The 14,690-nt window shown below is 60.6% G+C and carries 13 protein-coding genes; 4 read left to right on the top strand and 9 right to left on the bottom strand.

Going from position 1 to position 14,690, the window contains the following annotated elements; translation table 11 throughout:
• The 4 genes from G8767_RS33710 to G8767_RS36105 form a co-directional block, all read right to left on the bottom strand.
• Nucleotides 1-691: DJ-1/PfpI family protein (locus G8767_RS33710; protein ID WP_166814092.1), on the bottom strand; the 691-nt coding region annotated here is incomplete at its 3' end.
• Nucleotides 692-824: 133 nt separating this feature from the next.
• On the bottom strand, nt 825-1,163 hold the full coding sequence (locus tag G8767_RS33715) for a DNA-binding protein (protein WP_166814094.1): 339 nt from the start codon (nt 1,161-1,163) through the stop codon (nt 825-827).
• Nucleotides 1,164-1,406: 243 nt separating this feature from the next.
• Nucleotides 1,407-2,726: a ferric reductase-like transmembrane domain-containing protein gene (locus tag G8767_RS33720; RefSeq protein WP_166814096.1), complete on the bottom strand. Its 1,320-nt coding sequence runs from the start codon at nt 2,724-2,726 to the stop codon at nt 1,407-1,409.
• Nucleotides 2,727-3,061: 335 nt separating this feature from the next.
• Nucleotides 3,062-4,399: a hypothetical protein gene (locus tag G8767_RS36105; RefSeq protein ID WP_240952979.1), complete on the bottom strand. Its 1,338-nt coding sequence runs from the start codon at nt 4,397-4,399 to the stop codon at nt 3,062-3,064.
• A 251-nt stretch (nt 4,400-4,650) separates the two neighbouring features.
• Here G8767_RS36105 and G8767_RS33730 point away from each other — a divergent pair, with 251 nt between their 5' ends.
• From G8767_RS33730 to G8767_RS33740, 3 genes are all read left to right on the top strand, one after another.
• Nucleotides 4,651-5,868: an IS110 family transposase gene (locus G8767_RS33730; protein WP_166814098.1), complete on the top strand. Its 1,218-nt coding sequence runs from the start codon at nt 4,651-4,653 to the stop codon at nt 5,866-5,868.
• A 34-nt stretch (nt 5,869-5,902) separates the two neighbouring features.
• Nucleotides 5,903-6,640, top strand: a complete 738-nt coding sequence (locus G8767_RS33735) for an immunoglobulin domain-containing protein (protein ID WP_166814100.1) — start codon at nt 5,903-5,905, stop codon at nt 6,638-6,640.
• A 277-nt stretch (nt 6,641-6,917) separates the two neighbouring features.
• Nucleotides 6,918-7,340 carry a serine hydrolase gene (locus G8767_RS33740; RefSeq protein ID WP_166814103.1) on the top strand — a complete coding sequence of 141 codons (423 nt, stop codon included), beginning with the start codon at nt 6,918-6,920 and terminating at the stop codon, nt 7,338-7,340.
• A gap of 126 nt (nt 7,341-7,466) precedes the next feature.
• Here the strand turns inward: G8767_RS33740 and G8767_RS33745 are convergent, their stop codons facing one another.
• On the bottom strand, nt 7,467-8,573 hold the full coding sequence (locus G8767_RS33745; protein WP_166814105.1) for an IS110 family transposase: 1,107 nt from the start codon (nt 8,571-8,573) through the stop codon (nt 7,467-7,469).
• 335 nt (nt 8,574-8,908) lie between these two features.
• On the opposite strand from G8767_RS33745, the gene G8767_RS33750 reads away from it, so the two are divergent.
• Nucleotides 8,909-10,000, top strand: coding sequence for an IS110 family transposase (locus G8767_RS33750; protein ID WP_198402553.1), 1,092 nt, complete (start codon nt 8,909-8,911; stop codon nt 9,998-10,000).
• Nucleotides 10,001-10,326: 326 nt separating this feature from the next.
• Here G8767_RS33750 and G8767_RS33755 read toward each other — a convergent pair whose 3' ends face one another.
• The 4 genes from G8767_RS33755 to G8767_RS36650 all read right to left on the bottom strand — a co-directional run bounded on the left by G8767_RS33755 (nt 10,327) and on the right by G8767_RS36650 (nt 14,034).
• On the bottom strand, nt 10,327-11,334 hold the full coding sequence (locus G8767_RS33755) for an IS481 family transposase (RefSeq protein ID WP_166814107.1): 1,008 nt from the start codon (nt 11,332-11,334) through the stop codon (nt 10,327-10,329).
• Nucleotides 11,335-11,985: 651 nt separating this feature from the next.
• A complete protein-coding gene (locus G8767_RS33760; RefSeq protein ID WP_346843064.1) occupies nt 11,986-12,531 on the bottom strand; it encodes a hypothetical protein in 546 nt (181 codons plus the stop codon).
• 322 nt (nt 12,532-12,853) lie between these two features.
• Nucleotides 12,854-13,501, bottom strand: coding sequence for a peptidase dimerization domain-containing protein (locus G8767_RS36645; protein WP_003945380.1), 648 nt, complete (start codon nt 13,499-13,501; stop codon nt 12,854-12,856).
• A 2-nt stretch (nt 13,502-13,503) separates the two neighbouring features.
• Nucleotides 13,504-14,034 (bottom strand): M20/M25/M40 family metallo-hydrolase, encoded by a 531-nt coding sequence (locus G8767_RS36650; protein ID WP_003945383.1) that lies wholly within the window; start codon nt 14,032-14,034, stop codon nt 13,504-13,506.
• Between the last annotated feature and the right edge of the window lie 656 nt (nt 14,035-14,690).

Raw genomic sequence — 14,690 nt, forward strand, 5'->3', positions numbered from 1 at the left:
GGGCGCGCACGAAGCGTTCGAACTCGACGACGATCGGGTCCTCGTGCCGGAGATGTTCGTAGGCGACGAAGGCCGCCTGCGACGGACGCTCGTCGATGATGAGGAGCTTGGCGACATGTTGGGCCAGATCGGGGCTGATCGATCGCACGAGTGAGAGCGCGAGGTCGATGTGGGCGAACGCGGCGCCGGCGGTGACGAGGTTCCCGTCGACCACGACCATGGTGTCGAGATCGAGGGCGACGGTCGGATAGCGCTTCAGGAACTCCGGCCCCAGGAACCAGCTGGTCGTCGCCCGCCGATGATGCATCCGTCCGGTCTCGGCGACAGCGAACACGCCGGTGCACGCCGCGGCGATCCGGGTGGTCGCGTCGTCGAGGCGCCCGAGCGAGGCGATGACCGAACGAGCATCTCGGCTCTGGAGGGCGTCGTTGGTAGCGGCGGCCGTGAGGGTTCCAAGCGCAGGGACGACGACCACGTCGAACTCTGCGGACTCCGACAGCGGGTGGTCCACCGACAGGGTCATCGATGCCGTCGTGGTCACTCTCCGTTTCGGTCCGAGGATGGCGAGTTCGATCGGGTCGATCCGCGGGTCGACATCGCCGCGGGCTCCGTCGGCCACCCGCACGATGTCGATGACCGACGCGACAGCCGAACCGAAGCAGCCGTCGATCGCGATCAGTCCGATACGCATGGCGCGAACAATAGCAATACTGCCGTATACGCCACTTCTCACATGCCCTTGCTCGTCATACGCTTAACTCGCTTCACCAAGAAACCTCGACACCTAGGCCGATGACCGTTTCGTTTCCTTGATCGCTACGGGATCATCCTGGCGGACGATAAATGCCGAGGACTTTTGCAGCGTGAACGGTGGAAAGGAGCCGTGGCGTCTCGATTGCATCGGCGATGCGGTCGAAGTCAGCGGCGGTCAGCACACGCAGGGACAGCAAACCTAAGGTGTACGTGTCGAGAATTTCCAGCGCAGCGGTGGTGGCCTGCCGGACGGATACGGCAGGAATGGTGAATACGACTTCGACCCAGCCGAGTTCCGAGCGCTGGACGGCACCGTGGTGATCGATTATGGGCGGGAGAAGTTCACCGCTGACGTTCTCGTCGAATTGCATGTCGAGTTCGGCGACGACGACATACGCCTGTTGCGTCACAGGATTCGAACCCTCTCATTGTCACGGTCGGTAGTGAATTCAGGACGGGCGAGAGTAGATCGGGGTGCTGCCTAAACTCAAACCCTTCGTTCGGCCGCAACCCCTTCGATCCAGAAAGTCGTTGCGGCTGAACAAGCTTAATTCAGTGCATCGCCAGACCGAACCAGGCCGACGCTCCTAGCAGTAGGAGCGCAATGAGGATGACGGCGCGGGTGGTGTAAACGTGTCGCATCAGGACTCCGATCAGACGAAAACGAATCGTTCGGTGTGAAGATTTTGCGCCGGCACTCCCAGCTCGGTCAGTGACTCCTCGACAGCATTGAGCATCGGGGCGGGCCCACAGGTGAAGTACTGCAGTCGCTGATAGCGATCAGGCAGGTGGCGGACGATCATTTCGCGATCGAGGTAGCCTTGTTCACCGGTCCACCCTTCGGGTGGCGTCATCAGGATATTGACGATGGTGAGGTTCAAACGACGTTTAAGGCTTTCTAGTTCCTCGTCGAATGTGATGTCGTCGAGTGAGCGGCTGGCGTAGTACAGCAGATACGGTCGATTGTCGCTGCGGTCAGCCATGGTGCGCAGAATGCTGATCATCGGAGTAATACCGACACCTCCTGCGATGAGAACGAATCCCGGTCCTTCATTGCGATCTGGCGTGAAGACGCCGTGCGGCCCGTCGATGTATGCGCGGGTGCCCGGGGCGATAGTTCGGACGGTGGAGGTGAAGTCGCCGAGCGCCTTGATCGTCATGGACAGCACTGACGCGTTCTCGGCACTCGACGAAAACGAGAACGGATGTGACGTCACCGAAAACGGTGACCGATCGACGGTCAGCCAGCCGAACTGCCCGGGCTCGAACCGGAAACCCTTGTGCCCGACTGGGATCATCGTCAACGTCACGGCGTCACCGCGTTCGTGGACCACGGACTTGATCTTCCAGGGGCGACGAAGGCGCTCGAGCGGCCGGATCACCCGAACCCACAGCAACAGCAAGATCAACGCGCAGGTCATGATCGCCCACAACCATTTCTTCCAGGCATGGTCGACGTAATATCCGACCAGGAACACGTGCGCCACGGCGAAGGCGACAACTATCACCGAGATCGCCCCGTGGAGCACTTGCCACACCTCGTAGCGAATATTCATCCGCCGTCTCCAGATCGAGGTGGCAATGAGCACCAGCAGCAGCACTGTCGAGGTGACCGCGAACCGTGCACGCCAGGGGGCGTGCGCAAGGTTGAGCAGTCCGACGATGTCGATTCCCGCCAGCTGCAGGAGGATCGGGTGCGCCAAGATGAACGCCAAGGCGACATAGGAGATCTCGCGATGAAATTGAACTAGGGCATCTTCGCCGAAGGGTTCAGCCGCTGCCTGGAAGCGTGCCACCAGTGCGAACTGCATCCCCATCATCGACAGCCCGATAAAGCCAAGTGCGACAGAGAATTCGGTCAGGAAACCCCGACCCGGACCGGGGTGACCGAGCACCGCGAACACTAGCGGCATTACTGCCACTGCCAAGTAGAGTCCAATCCAGGCGACCGCACGTGTTAGCAATGTCGTCATCGAAAATATCCTACTCATCACGATAGGTCGGAAGGTTCGGCACGAAGATTATCGGATAGTCACCGAAGCGGAACGCTACTCCTAACGCGCCAGAACAAGAACATTAGGCATACGACTTTCGACTGACCTGAACGGTAAGAATTTTCAGCTCCACAATCGGGAGGGACGAGCGGGACGCTTTCGGATCGCCGGGGGCGATGCTGGTAATCCGTTAAGCCCGAGCCGAACAGCAGTGGCGGACGCTGGTAACTCAGCCTCATTGAAGGTCGCACACCCACAAACAATCGGATTGCGATGTTGCCCGACGCTATCTGCGGGCTGCGGAAGACCGCGAGTTACTGGCCCAGTACCTGGGTGAGTCCATGATCTGGTGCGGCAGAGCGCGTGGTCGGGTGTAGTGCCACCGGAGAGTGGCCAAGTCGGGCGCAGCTGTGACCTCTCGACCGTCGCCCGGGCCCGGCACGATTCCGAGCGCCATCAATAACATTCCAGTTGAGGCACCCGGCATCGGTGCGCGAAAGTCGTAGCTGATCCTTCTCTATCCACTGTGTGAACGGCGTTGTTCGACGGTCAACGCGAGGGCCGTGACAGCTAGGTCGCTGGTGCTTGTGACATCGAGCCCAGTGAGGGTGGTGAAGTCCCGAAGGCGTCGGCGCACCGTGTTTCGGTGCCTGTGTGCGTTCGGCGATGTTCGCGATAGTTCCCCCGTACGCGACCAGGTCGCCGACAGTCTCCAACAGAGCGGTGCGCTCGTACTCGCTCAGCATTTGTAGTGGACCGAACACTGCCTTGTGCACAGCATCGGCTACTTCGGCGTTTCCAGCTGCGATAGTGTGCAACCAGGTCTCGCGCACATGGCGCACCCCTGGAGTGACTCGGCCTTCGACTGTGGTCCGTGCAAGGCGAATTGCGCCAGGAACGTGTGCGAGTCCCTCGGCGTCCACCACGGTGCAGACGTGGTCCTCCAGTGCGACAAGATAGTCGATGAGGTTGGTTCTGGTATTCGGACGGTGAACGATCGCACGTAACTCATGTCCGTACCAACCGAAATGGTGAGCGATGCCGCTGGAACTCAATCGATGGGCGCAGCCGCCGATTAGCTCGGGTTGGGGAACGCCAAAATCCCCGACAGGACACAGGAATGTACCCGAGACTGGCAGGCCGAGAATCTGGGCGGCGTTGTCAACGGCGACGTGATTAGCTGCTCCGTCTATGAGCAGTTGGTCGAATGCCTCGGCTCGAATCTCCTCGAGTCCTCCTTGAGCAACTTGGTAGCCGCGCACCATTTCCTCGGTGCTCGTTTCGACCGTCTCCCACACTATGACCGACAACAGTTCGAGGAAGTCGGTTCGCGCAGCGAGATCAAGGTATCGGCCTTCGGCGATGAGTGCATCCCACAGCGTGCGTAGGTCGATTCGAAACGAATGGAGCACGGTCGGCAGCGGTACGTGCTGTTGCGCCCGGATGGTCCCAACGTCCAACGCAGCGGTGAGCAAGGCTTGCGGGCACAGGGTCGCCGACCAACGACTCGATCGGGCATCTCGCCTCGGTGCCAACCGCACCCTGGCGCCCTCGGACACTCTCGGTGACGACGTCGCCGACGCTCTCGGCGGCCGCAAGCCCGACGTGGTGATCGAAGCGGTTTCCTCGAGGTTGATGATTGCGGTGCTCATGTCGGTGTCCTACTTTCTTAGGTGCGGGTTTGATCCGGTCATTCGTAAGATCGGAGAGCCCCTGGGAGCTGCGGGTATGGCTGTCATGTTGGTGCGGCACGGACTGCTTCAAGGACATGGCCACCCGCAGCTTCTGCAACGACTCGACTGCTGATTGAGAATCGCGAGCCATCGCTGCTGTAGGACTGAGCCGGGGAGGTCGTTGCCAGGGAACCGCACGGATGGAGCAGATCGATCGAAGGGTGAAGCTGGTGCCGAACAAGTTGTGGGCTGGAATCGATATCGGTAAAGAGCATCACCACTGTGTGGTGATCGACGAGGCCGGTCAGCGGTTGTTCTCGAGCCGGATCGCTAACGACGAGACCGCGTTGACGACTCTGATCGACGAGGCACTCACGCTGGCAGCTGGTGGCGAACTGTTGTGGGCGATCGACCTCAATCGAGGAGGTGCTGCCTTGGTGATCGGACTGCTCGCCGCCCGCAGTCAGCCAGTCGCGTACCTGACCGGCCTGATGATGCACCGGGCCGCGGCCGGGTACCGAGGTGAGGGAAAGACCGATGCCCGCGATGCGTTCGTCATCGCCGACCAGGCTCGGGTCCGCCGCGACCTCGGCCTGCTGCGGCCTGGCGATGACATCGCTGTAGACCTGCGCATCTTGACTGGTCACCGCCTCGATGTGGTCTTCGACCGCACCCGGCAGATCAACCGCCTGCGGGCACAGTTGCTCGAGGTCTGTCCAACGCTCGAACGTGCCCTGACCCTGACCAACCAAGGGCCTTTGATGCTGCTGACCAGGTACCAGACGCCGAGCGCGATCCGCCGCGCCGGAGTCGCCAGAATCGAAGCATGGCTGCGTAAGCAGCACGTCCGCGGCGCAGCGGCATTGGCACAGAAAGCCTCGGTAGCGGCCGCGCAGCAGAGCATCTCGCTGCCCGGGGAAACGGTGGCCGCGCAGATGATCGCCCGACTTGCGCAGGCGGTGATCACCCTCGACGCGGAAATCGCCGAACTCGACACCGCGATCGAGGAACGATTTCGCCGACATCGCTCCGCCGACATCATCGTGAGCCTGCCCGGTTTCGGTCCACTGCTGGCCGCGGAATTCCTCGCCGCCACCGGCGGCGACATGGCCGCGTTCACCAGCGTCGACCAACTCGCAGGATTCGCCGGCCTGGCACCGCAACCCCGCGATTCCGGACGGATCAACTGCCAACAAGCGAATCTATGTCGCCAACTATTCCTCGACCTTTCTGAGCGTATTCGACGCCACCAACCCGCTCGCACCTACCACGCTGCCCTCGATCACGATGCCCAACGCGTCCGAAACCATCACCGTGAATCCTGCAGGATCAACACTCTATGTGGCCAGTGGTGCCAGCAACGTACGCCTCGTCGACACGACGACCGGAGTCGTGACCACGACATGGACTGGATTTTCCTCTGCCCACCAAGTTGCACTCACGAATGACAATGCAGGTGCATTCATCTCACAGCAAGGGCCGGTGCCGGCAGCGATCTTCAGCCTCACCAGCAACACTCAAACGGGAACTATCCCGTTCAACAGCACCTACTTCCAGTCCCAAGACCTGACGAACGGCACATCGTTCATGACTGTCCCCTTCCAAAGTGGTGGTCTGGTCGCCATCCTCGATGCCGCGACAGGCGCCGTGGCGCAGACACTTCCCGCCCCGACGGCGTATTACACCGCGACCGATCCGACACGGCACCTGACCTTCGTTACCAGCATCACCACTGGAACGTTGACCAAGATCGGGCTGGAAGTCGACGCGCCGACAGTGATCACCAATCCAACTGATGTCACCGTTGCCGAAGGTGACACCGCGACGTTCACAGCGGACGCGACGTCCGCAACTCCCCAGACTGTGCAGTGGCAGCAAAGCACCGATGGCGGAACGACATTCACCGATATCCCTGGCGCTACGAGCAACACACTGACCGTCCCTGACGCCACGCTGGCACAGAGCGGTACTCAATACCGTGCGGTGTTCACCAACGCGGGCGGCACGGCGACCACGACTGCAGCGACGCTCACCGTCACCTCTGTCACGCCGCCGGGCTGCGGCACAGGATCGAGCGGCAGTGCGAGTAGTGGAAGTGACAGTGGTAGCGCCGGTGCGTTCGGCAGCGAGTCCGCAAGCACATCCGGGTCGAGTGATTTCTTCAGTTTCTTCTGTGGGATCACCGGATCGTCGAGTGGCTCCACCAGCTACGGAAGCTGAACGCCCTCGGGGGATGCACGGGTTAGCGACGTCCCGGGTCAGCCGGACACAAACATCCCCAACGGACTGACAGCCAGTGCCATACACAGCGGTATGAAACAGAGAATGGGCTGGTTGAACCCTGCACTCGATATCGCCGGACACTTCCTGCACCCCTTGGATATTGACCGATAAGACCCACTTTTCCGATCGGGTCGCCGTCGGACCAGTCGGGGCTTCCTGCCCTGCCGATCCACATTTTCACCAACCTGTATTTCTATAGCCAAGAGAGGCGAGAATGACGATGTTTCGCGGTGTTACGCGTCGGACGCTATTGGGCGCAGCGGTGCTGGTACCGCTTGCCGGTTGTTCAGCGAAGAATCCTTCGACGACAAGTTCTCAAACGTCAACGGCAAGCGAAGAGGATCGAGCCCACCTCCTGGCTGATCTCGAAGACAAATACGATGCCCGCTTGGGTGTATATGCGGCCAATCCGAGAACGGGAGGGATGGTCGAGTATCGAGCTGACGAGCGTTTCGCGTTCTGTTCCACATTCAAAACCCTTGCTGTCGCAGCGGTATTGAGCCAGAATCCGCTGGAATATTTGGATGCCGTCGTTTATTACACGGCGGATGATCTTCAGTCTTATGCGCCCATCACGAAGCAGCACCTGGACACCGGGATGGCTGTCGGTCAATTATGCGAAGCTGCTCGTCGATGACGTTCTCGTCGAATTGTATGTCTAGACGGCGCCTCTCTGTGTCAATCCGAACCCGTGGTGCCGGTTGTAGGGTGGAATCTGGTGGGTTCGGGAAGTGACTGGTCCGAAGTGCCGGTGTGCGGGGTGTCAGCCGGCCGCGCAGGACGATAGAGCCGCCCCCGAGTGTCCTCCCGGGCCTGCCGCCAGCTCTGTCTCAGAATCGCGGAGAAGCTGCCGGTAAACGACGTCCGAGAGTCGCCTCTTCAAGCAGCGCAACGCTTCCATGTGGCTCTTTCCAGCGGCTCGTTTCCGTTGGTAATACGCGCGTCCGGGCGTATCTCGACCGATCTGGGTGATGGCCATGGTGTGCAGAACGCAATTCAGTTGCCGGTCTCCGGCCCGCGAGAGTCGGTGACGGACAACGTCACCGGAGGAAGCCTCGATGGGCGCGGTACCGGTATAACTGGCGAACGCAGCGTTCGAGCGGAACCGGTGAATCGAGCCGACCCGGCCGAGGATCTTGCCCGCGTTCAGAACCCCGATCCCGCACAGCTCGGTCAGTGAGCTGCCGGACTCGACGACGGCTGCTTCGATATCGCCGACGGCCTTGGCGATTCGTCTATCCAGTTGTCGCACCTCTGCGACCAGATCGACGGCGAGGCCGCGCATAGTTTTGCCGGCAAGATCGCGGGGGCGAACCCGGCGCAGCATTTCGGCGGCACCATCGGCGCTCAAACCTCGGGGAGCGCCCGCAGGGATCAAATGGGTGAGCACGACGTGCAGCCGGTTGACCGTCTGGGTGCGGGTCTTGACCAGGTCCTCGCGGTGCTCGACGATCGCGCGCAGCGCGGTCACCGCGGCATCCATCCGGGCTGTGCTCAGCCCCTGCGCGGTCAGTGCGGCCACCCCAATCGAGGCGGCGTCGGCGTCGTCGCTCTTGCGGCCATGTCCGGTGGAGAGCAGTCGTACCCGCGCCGCCAGCTTCGCCGGGACATCCACTACTTCCACACCGTCATCGTCCAAGCGGTGCGTCAGCGGCGCTCCCAGGCCGGTGGCACCTTCGATCGCCCAGTGGGTGTTCGACCATTTTCGGGCGAATCGGCGCAGCTCTCGGTAACCGTCGTCGCTGACCGGCACCCGAACCGTGGCCAACAATTGCAGCGAAGCGTCGACCGCTGCTGCGGTCCACGACGCCTTGTGTGGATCAACGGCGATCATCACCTGACTTCGGGAATGCTCGAGCACTTGCGCCATCACTTACTCCTCGACTCGACTTCGTTTCGGTAGCGAGGAGGGCACACCAACTTTCGGCTTTGCAGGCCTCTCTTGAGCCACTCCCGCCGTTCGACACCGATCGGGCAGCAGGCCGTCTAGGAGTCAACCCACGGTTAGGGCGACAGGTATGAAGCGAGCGATCCCGATTCGGTGCCTAGGGAAATCATGGCTGCAGACCACGATCCCCTGCATCAATTGAACAAGTTGGTATGAGGGTCGGCCCGTTTCGGGCCGGGGACTCGCTTGCAAGTTGCCGTGGGTTGTCGAGTAGGCGAAGCCTGGATCGGTAGTGCCTACATTTGCAGGAGGCCCCGGTGATGTATCAGCGTACGAGTGTCGGATTGGACGTGCACGCACTGTCTGTAGTGGCATGTGCGATCGACGGTCAAACCGGTGAAGTATGGAAACAACGATTATGTCCGGACTCCGGTGAGATCCTCGCCTGGTTGCGTTCGTTGCCGGGTCCGGTGAAAGCCGTCTACGAGGCCGGACCGACCGGATTCGGCCTGTACCGAGCTCTGAATCAAGCGGGTGTGGAGTGCGTGGTGGTTGCGCCGTCGAAATTGCAGAGACCTGCTGGTGACCGCGTCAAGACCGATGCTCGCGACGCGCTGCATCTGGCGCGGTTGCTCCGACTGGACGAGATCGTCGAGGTCACGGTCCCTTCGGTAGAACAAGAGGCAGCCCGAGATCTGGTCCGTGCCCGTGAGGATGCTCGCGGGGATCTGATGCGATGCCGACATCGCTTGTCGAAACTTCTTCTGCGGCAGGGCATTGTCTATTCTGGTGGTGCGGCGTGGACTGGTGCGCATGATGTGTGGCTACGAAGTCAGAGGTTCGAGCAGTCGGCGTTGCAGGCCACGTTCGACTCGAACTATGAAGCGATGCTGCTCACCCGAAGCCGCCGTGACCGACTGGATACGGCGATCGAGGAGATGGCGGAGAACAGTCCCTACACGCCGATGGTGCACCGTTTGGGATGTTTACGCGGAATCTCTACTTTGACCGGGTTCGGGTTGGCGGTCGAGATCGGCGACTGGCAGCGATTTACGGGGAGCACCATCGGTTCCTATGTCGGCCTGGTGCCGAGTGAATACTCTTCGGGGACATCACGATCACAGGGTTCGATCACCAAGACCGGCAACGGTCATGCACGTCGGTTGTTGGTCGAGGCAGCATGGCATCACCGCAAGATCTACCGCAACCCTGGACAGGTCATGCGCACTCGATGGGCGAAAGCCAGCCCCGCTGCGCGTGCTCGTGGGCATGCCGGCAACCACCGCCTGCATCATCGGTGGGAGCAGTTCACCGCCCGTAAGAAGCGTCCGGTGATCGCCAATGTCGCCGTAGCCAGAGAACTTGCGGGATGGTGTTGGTCGCTGGCGGTCGTCGACGACCAGCCCTGAGCTTGTCCTTCCCCTAGATTTCGGTCGATAGACAATCGCAAAGGGCGTGATGGCAGCGTGAGGAACGATCTGCGAAAACAACTATGGGCAGCAACAGGTTCCGAAATTGGAACCGATTGCGACGCCCGACCCTAGAGCAGCAGCACCGTTCCTGCCGAACAGTCGTCCTGCGGTAGCCAACCCGCGTATATCAGTCTGACCACGAGTCGTGAATATCGACATGTCACCCGCCGTTCTTCATGTCCGTCGACCGAAACGGAAACGGCCTCGGGAACTGCCGTTCCCGAGGCCGTTTCCACCTGTCCCTTGACAAATTTCTCTACATATCAGTTGTACGAGGCACGGACGTTAGTTACGCGATGCCGGCGGTAAGCGGCGGGCGGTCGTCCTCCGCGTGTTGAATGCGGTCGGTGGTAATTGTAGTGAACATTCCAGATTTCGACGGCAGTGCGCCGCTCAGCTTCGCTGGTGTACTCGCGGGAGTACAGCAGTTCTTCGGCGAGGATACGGTTGTAGCGTTCGACCTTCCCGTTATGTTTCGGGGTGTACGGCTTGATCCGGTAGTGCCGCGCTTCGCGTAATGAAACGGTGAAATCTGCTGCCCGGTAGCATGATCCGTTGTCGGTGATCACGCGCTCGATACGGGTGATGCCGTGGGCGGCGAAGAAGACGCGGGCGTTGTTCATGAAATCGATGGCTGTTGCTGCGGTTTCGTTGTCGCGGGCTTCGGTGTACGCCAGGCGGGTGTTGCCGTCGATCGCGGAATGCAGGTAGGTGTAACCGATGCGGGCCTGCTTGTTCTTCGTTTTCCGGCGTTGGGATCGTTTGGCCTTGTCGGAGCCGCGGCCGTGGGCACGCCACCCGCCGCCGTCCGGGATCTTCCCGACTTTCTTGACGTCGACGTGGACCATCTGACCAGGTCGCTTGGCGGCGATGACCTGGGGTTTTCGGTTGGTTTCGCCGTTCGGGTCGATGAACCGGCGACGGTGCAATCCCAGGCTCCGCAGGATTCTCGTGACCGTCCGACGAGCAATGACGATGCCGTCGGTGCCCAGTTCGAACGTGATTCGTGAAGCCGACCATTTCCGGCTCCGGCGCATTGCTTCGATCTCGGCCACAAGCCCTGCCGCTGTAGCGGTCGGTTGATGGTGCGGCGTGCTGGATCGGTCCTGTAATCCCAGGTCACCGTACTTGCGATACCGGTTGACCCACTTGGAGGCGCATTGTCGGGAGATGCCCATTTCGGCGGCGACGTGGGCGATCGGGCGGTCGTGACACCGCTCGATCAGGCGTCGTCTTCCCTCGACGGTGAGTGGGGCATTACGGTGTGTCACAGGGCTGGTCCTTCTTGGTCGAGAACGGCTATGTCGCAATTCCTATTCTCGCGCCGAGGACCAGCCCGTCTACTTCAGTCCCGCGTCATCAACGTCCGTACCCGCAACATCTAGTTCGGCAACGACGACATACGTCTGTGCGGTCAAAGGCTTGAATCCTTTCGTTGTCAAGGTCAGTGCCTAAGTCCAGGTGAGCGAAAGCAGATCGGGTTTCCCCAACCGCGCCACTTCAGCGAGGCGGCGTTTGAGATCCCACATCAACCGCTGGTTTGTGCCGAATCGTTCTCCACGCCCGACGACCGCTAGCTGTCTTCGAGAATATGGTGCCTGTCTGGCTGCCAGACGACTAGATGACCTGATTCCGTGGTAAGGAGGTGAACGAGGAAAACCGGAAAGCACGATGCTGCGAGTAGTGATCACCCGCGTGATTGCGGTGCGAGCGCCTGTGTCGACACTGACGATCGCGAACACCTGACACCTTCCGTCCTCACTAAGATCGTCTTGATGGCACCGATTGGACAGCTTTCACTGGCAGTCAGGGTGACTCATCAAGTCCTGCCTAACCCGACAAGAACACCGATATGATCGCGGCACCTCGCATTTCGTATCATATTGCAGTACAGAATAATTCGGTCACTTACTAATACAGAGTCAAGAGTTGTCGACGGCGGCGATCTGCCTTGTCCACGCATACCACGCCACTCCGCAGAACGCTGCTATCATCACGAGGTCGGCGACGATTGCTACGGGCACCTCACGCGTAGCTCGGGCGATCGGGAACGCAACCGCCGCGATGAGCACTAGGACAGCGCAGGCCGGCGGAACCGTGCGGGCACGCCACTGCATGGTTCCAAACACAACAAGCGCGAAGGGAAAGGTCGGCCCCGCGAGCAGCAACATGATTGTGCCGGCCGTCGGGTAGCCGGCGAACGACGCTAGTGCCGAACTGTCGTCGACGCCGAAGACACCCTCGAAGAAACCTTGCAGCCCGAACGCGACAGTCCCGAACATGCCTACCAGCACCAGCAAGAACCACAGCCCAGACACAACCGGGAAGGGGGCACGCAGCTTCTCGTACTCACCTAGGAGCCCGAACACCCACGGCACGGTCGATACAGCGATGAGCATGCCACCGACCACTCCGTAATGCCCGTCGTTCCAGAACAGCGGCGAAAGCCCAAAAATCGCCGGACCCACAATCAGTCCTAGTATTTGCATCCGTGCAATAAGCATGGACCGACCATAGCCGTTCAGCGAAATAGGACTGGGCGAAACTGTCAATGATCGCGTCCATATCCGGCTGAACGGCGAAGCTCAAGATCAGAATGTCGGCAACCGACTGGATTCATAGAGTCGATCATGCGCCTTGCCCACGATTCCCGTGTAGACAATCAGATCTAGATGGGCGGGTTGAGTACGAAACGTCGACGGCGACGATCATGTGCACAGTTACGCCGTCGGTCCGACTAACTTCGTCGTCTTGGCGGTGAAGACGCGTGCGTGTGGCCCTCGACCAGGCTCAGACTCGCAACCACTCCCGAGTGGCGATCACCAAGGCAGCGACCCCACGGTTAAGTGTCGGTTGAACTTCCGGAGCGAAATAGGCCGAGTGGTTCGATGGGATATCGCGGTCGATGCTCCCTGCCTCCGCAGCGGCCCGATACGTTGCCGGGTGCGTACCCCCGAGAATCCAGTAGACCAACGGCGCACTCGCAGCAGTAGCGAGCAAACCGACATCCTCGCTTCCCGAGACCTGCCCGGGGTCAAAGACCGTGTCGTCGCCGAACGCCGACCGGAACGCGACCATCGTGCGCTCAGTAGCATTGTCTCCATTGACCGTAACGGGAAAAGACTCCGCCCGCACGATCACAGGATCCGGCGCTCCGGACGCTGCCGCCTCGGCACTCACGATGCGCTCGATCGCAGCCAACATACGCTCCCGCACATCCTCACTGTAGGAGCGAATGGTCAGGCCAAGCTCCGCGCTGTCAGGGATGATGTTGTTCTTTGTGCCGGCGTTGAGCCGCCCAACGGTAACCACCGCGGTCTCCTTCGGCGCAATCTCCCGGGAGACAATGGTCTGCAACCGCCCGACGATGGACGAAGCGATGACGATCGGATCGATCGTGGTCTCGGGCCTCGATCCGTGTCCACCACGTCCCTGCACCGTTATGTCGATGCTGTCAGCTGAAGCGAAGGCCGCGCCAGAGTGAGCTCCGACCATCCCGGCGGGTGCGGGCCCGACGTGCTGGCGAGTACGACATCCGGTATCGGCACTCTTTCATACAGCCTGTCGTCGAGCATTGCCTGCGCGCCGCGCCCGACCTCCTCGGCTGGCTGAAACACAGCCACGACCGTGCCACTCCAATCCCCCCGCGTCGCGGCAAGCTCCCGAGTCGCGCCGATCAGACAGGCAACATGCACGTCATGCCCGCACGCGTGCATGACACCTGATGTGATGCTGGCATACGCCAGACCAGTGGCCTCCACCACCGGCAATGCATCCATGTCAGCTCGCAGCAGCACCGTCGGCCCACTACCGTTCCGAAGCACACCGACGACCCCCGTGGCTCCGACGCCCTCGATAACAGCGAACCCTGCGGCCCGAAGTTCCGCGGCAGCGATTGCAGCCGTGCGTGTTTCTTCGAAGGAAAGTTCTGGATGCGCATGCAGGTCGCAGTAGAGCTCGTCAAGGTTCACGTACCCATCATGCCGTGTCCATCCAGGGCACAGCCCGACTGGGGCAACCTCAAATTCTTTCAAGCAAGTTTCGACCAACTCGACGCCACCGACCCAACGCTCTCAGGAGATCGTTACAAGCATGGGCTGGGTCTACGCGCAGCCAAAACGCGTTGGACAGCATCGAAATGCGTATAGCGGCATTGGGACCCACAAAAGGCACCCAAACATCACGCTCTTGGAATCTTCCGACCATGTGGATACCAACCTCGGCGGATCCAACCGATTTCATCACCCAATATTCCCAAAACAACACCACTCCCGTTCGCTACGATGCATCCGACTGAGGTCGGATGGGTCCCGCTCAACAGTGACACTCGTTAGGGTCCAACAGGTGTGAGGGTTGATCCGCGATGCGCCGAACCCTCCGGCTTGTGACAGGAAGAGGTAACTTGATGACGACTTTGGTGACACGTGCGATCGCCTAGATCGGTCTCTACCTGACAGTATCCGTAGTGATGTACCCCGAGTTTCGTGGAGCCGCCATATTGGGACTGTAAGAACAACGGTGTAACTCTGAAAGGAGATACGCCACTATGACTGATGTGATTGATCGTGAGACAGAGACGAACTCGGCTCAGCCGGGTATCAGCGATGCGCGGCTCAAAGAGCTGGTC

The organism is Rhodococcus sp. IC4_135 (assembly GCF_011602025.1).
Lineage (GTDB): Bacteria > Actinomycetota > Actinomycetes > Mycobacteriales > Mycobacteriaceae > Rhodococcus_F > Rhodococcus_F baikonurensis.

What these genes read in the sequence shown, in the direction of transcription:
- G8767_RS33720 (WP_166814096.1), bottom strand. Translation starts at nt 2,726, where the DNA reads ATGACGACATTGCTAACACGTGCGGTCGCCTGGATTGGACTCTACTTG.
- G8767_RS33740 (WP_166814103.1), top strand. Translation starts at nt 6,918, where the DNA reads ATGACGATGTTTCGCGGTGTTACGCGTCGGACGCTATTGGGCGCAGCG.
- G8767_RS36105 (WP_240952979.1), bottom strand. Translation starts at nt 4,399, where the DNA reads ATGAGCACCGCAATCATCAACCTCGAGGAAACCGCTTCGATCACCACG.
- G8767_RS33745 (WP_166814105.1), bottom strand. Translation starts at nt 8,573, where the DNA reads ATGGCGCAAGTGCTCGAGCATTCCCGAAGTCAGGTGATGATCGCCGTT.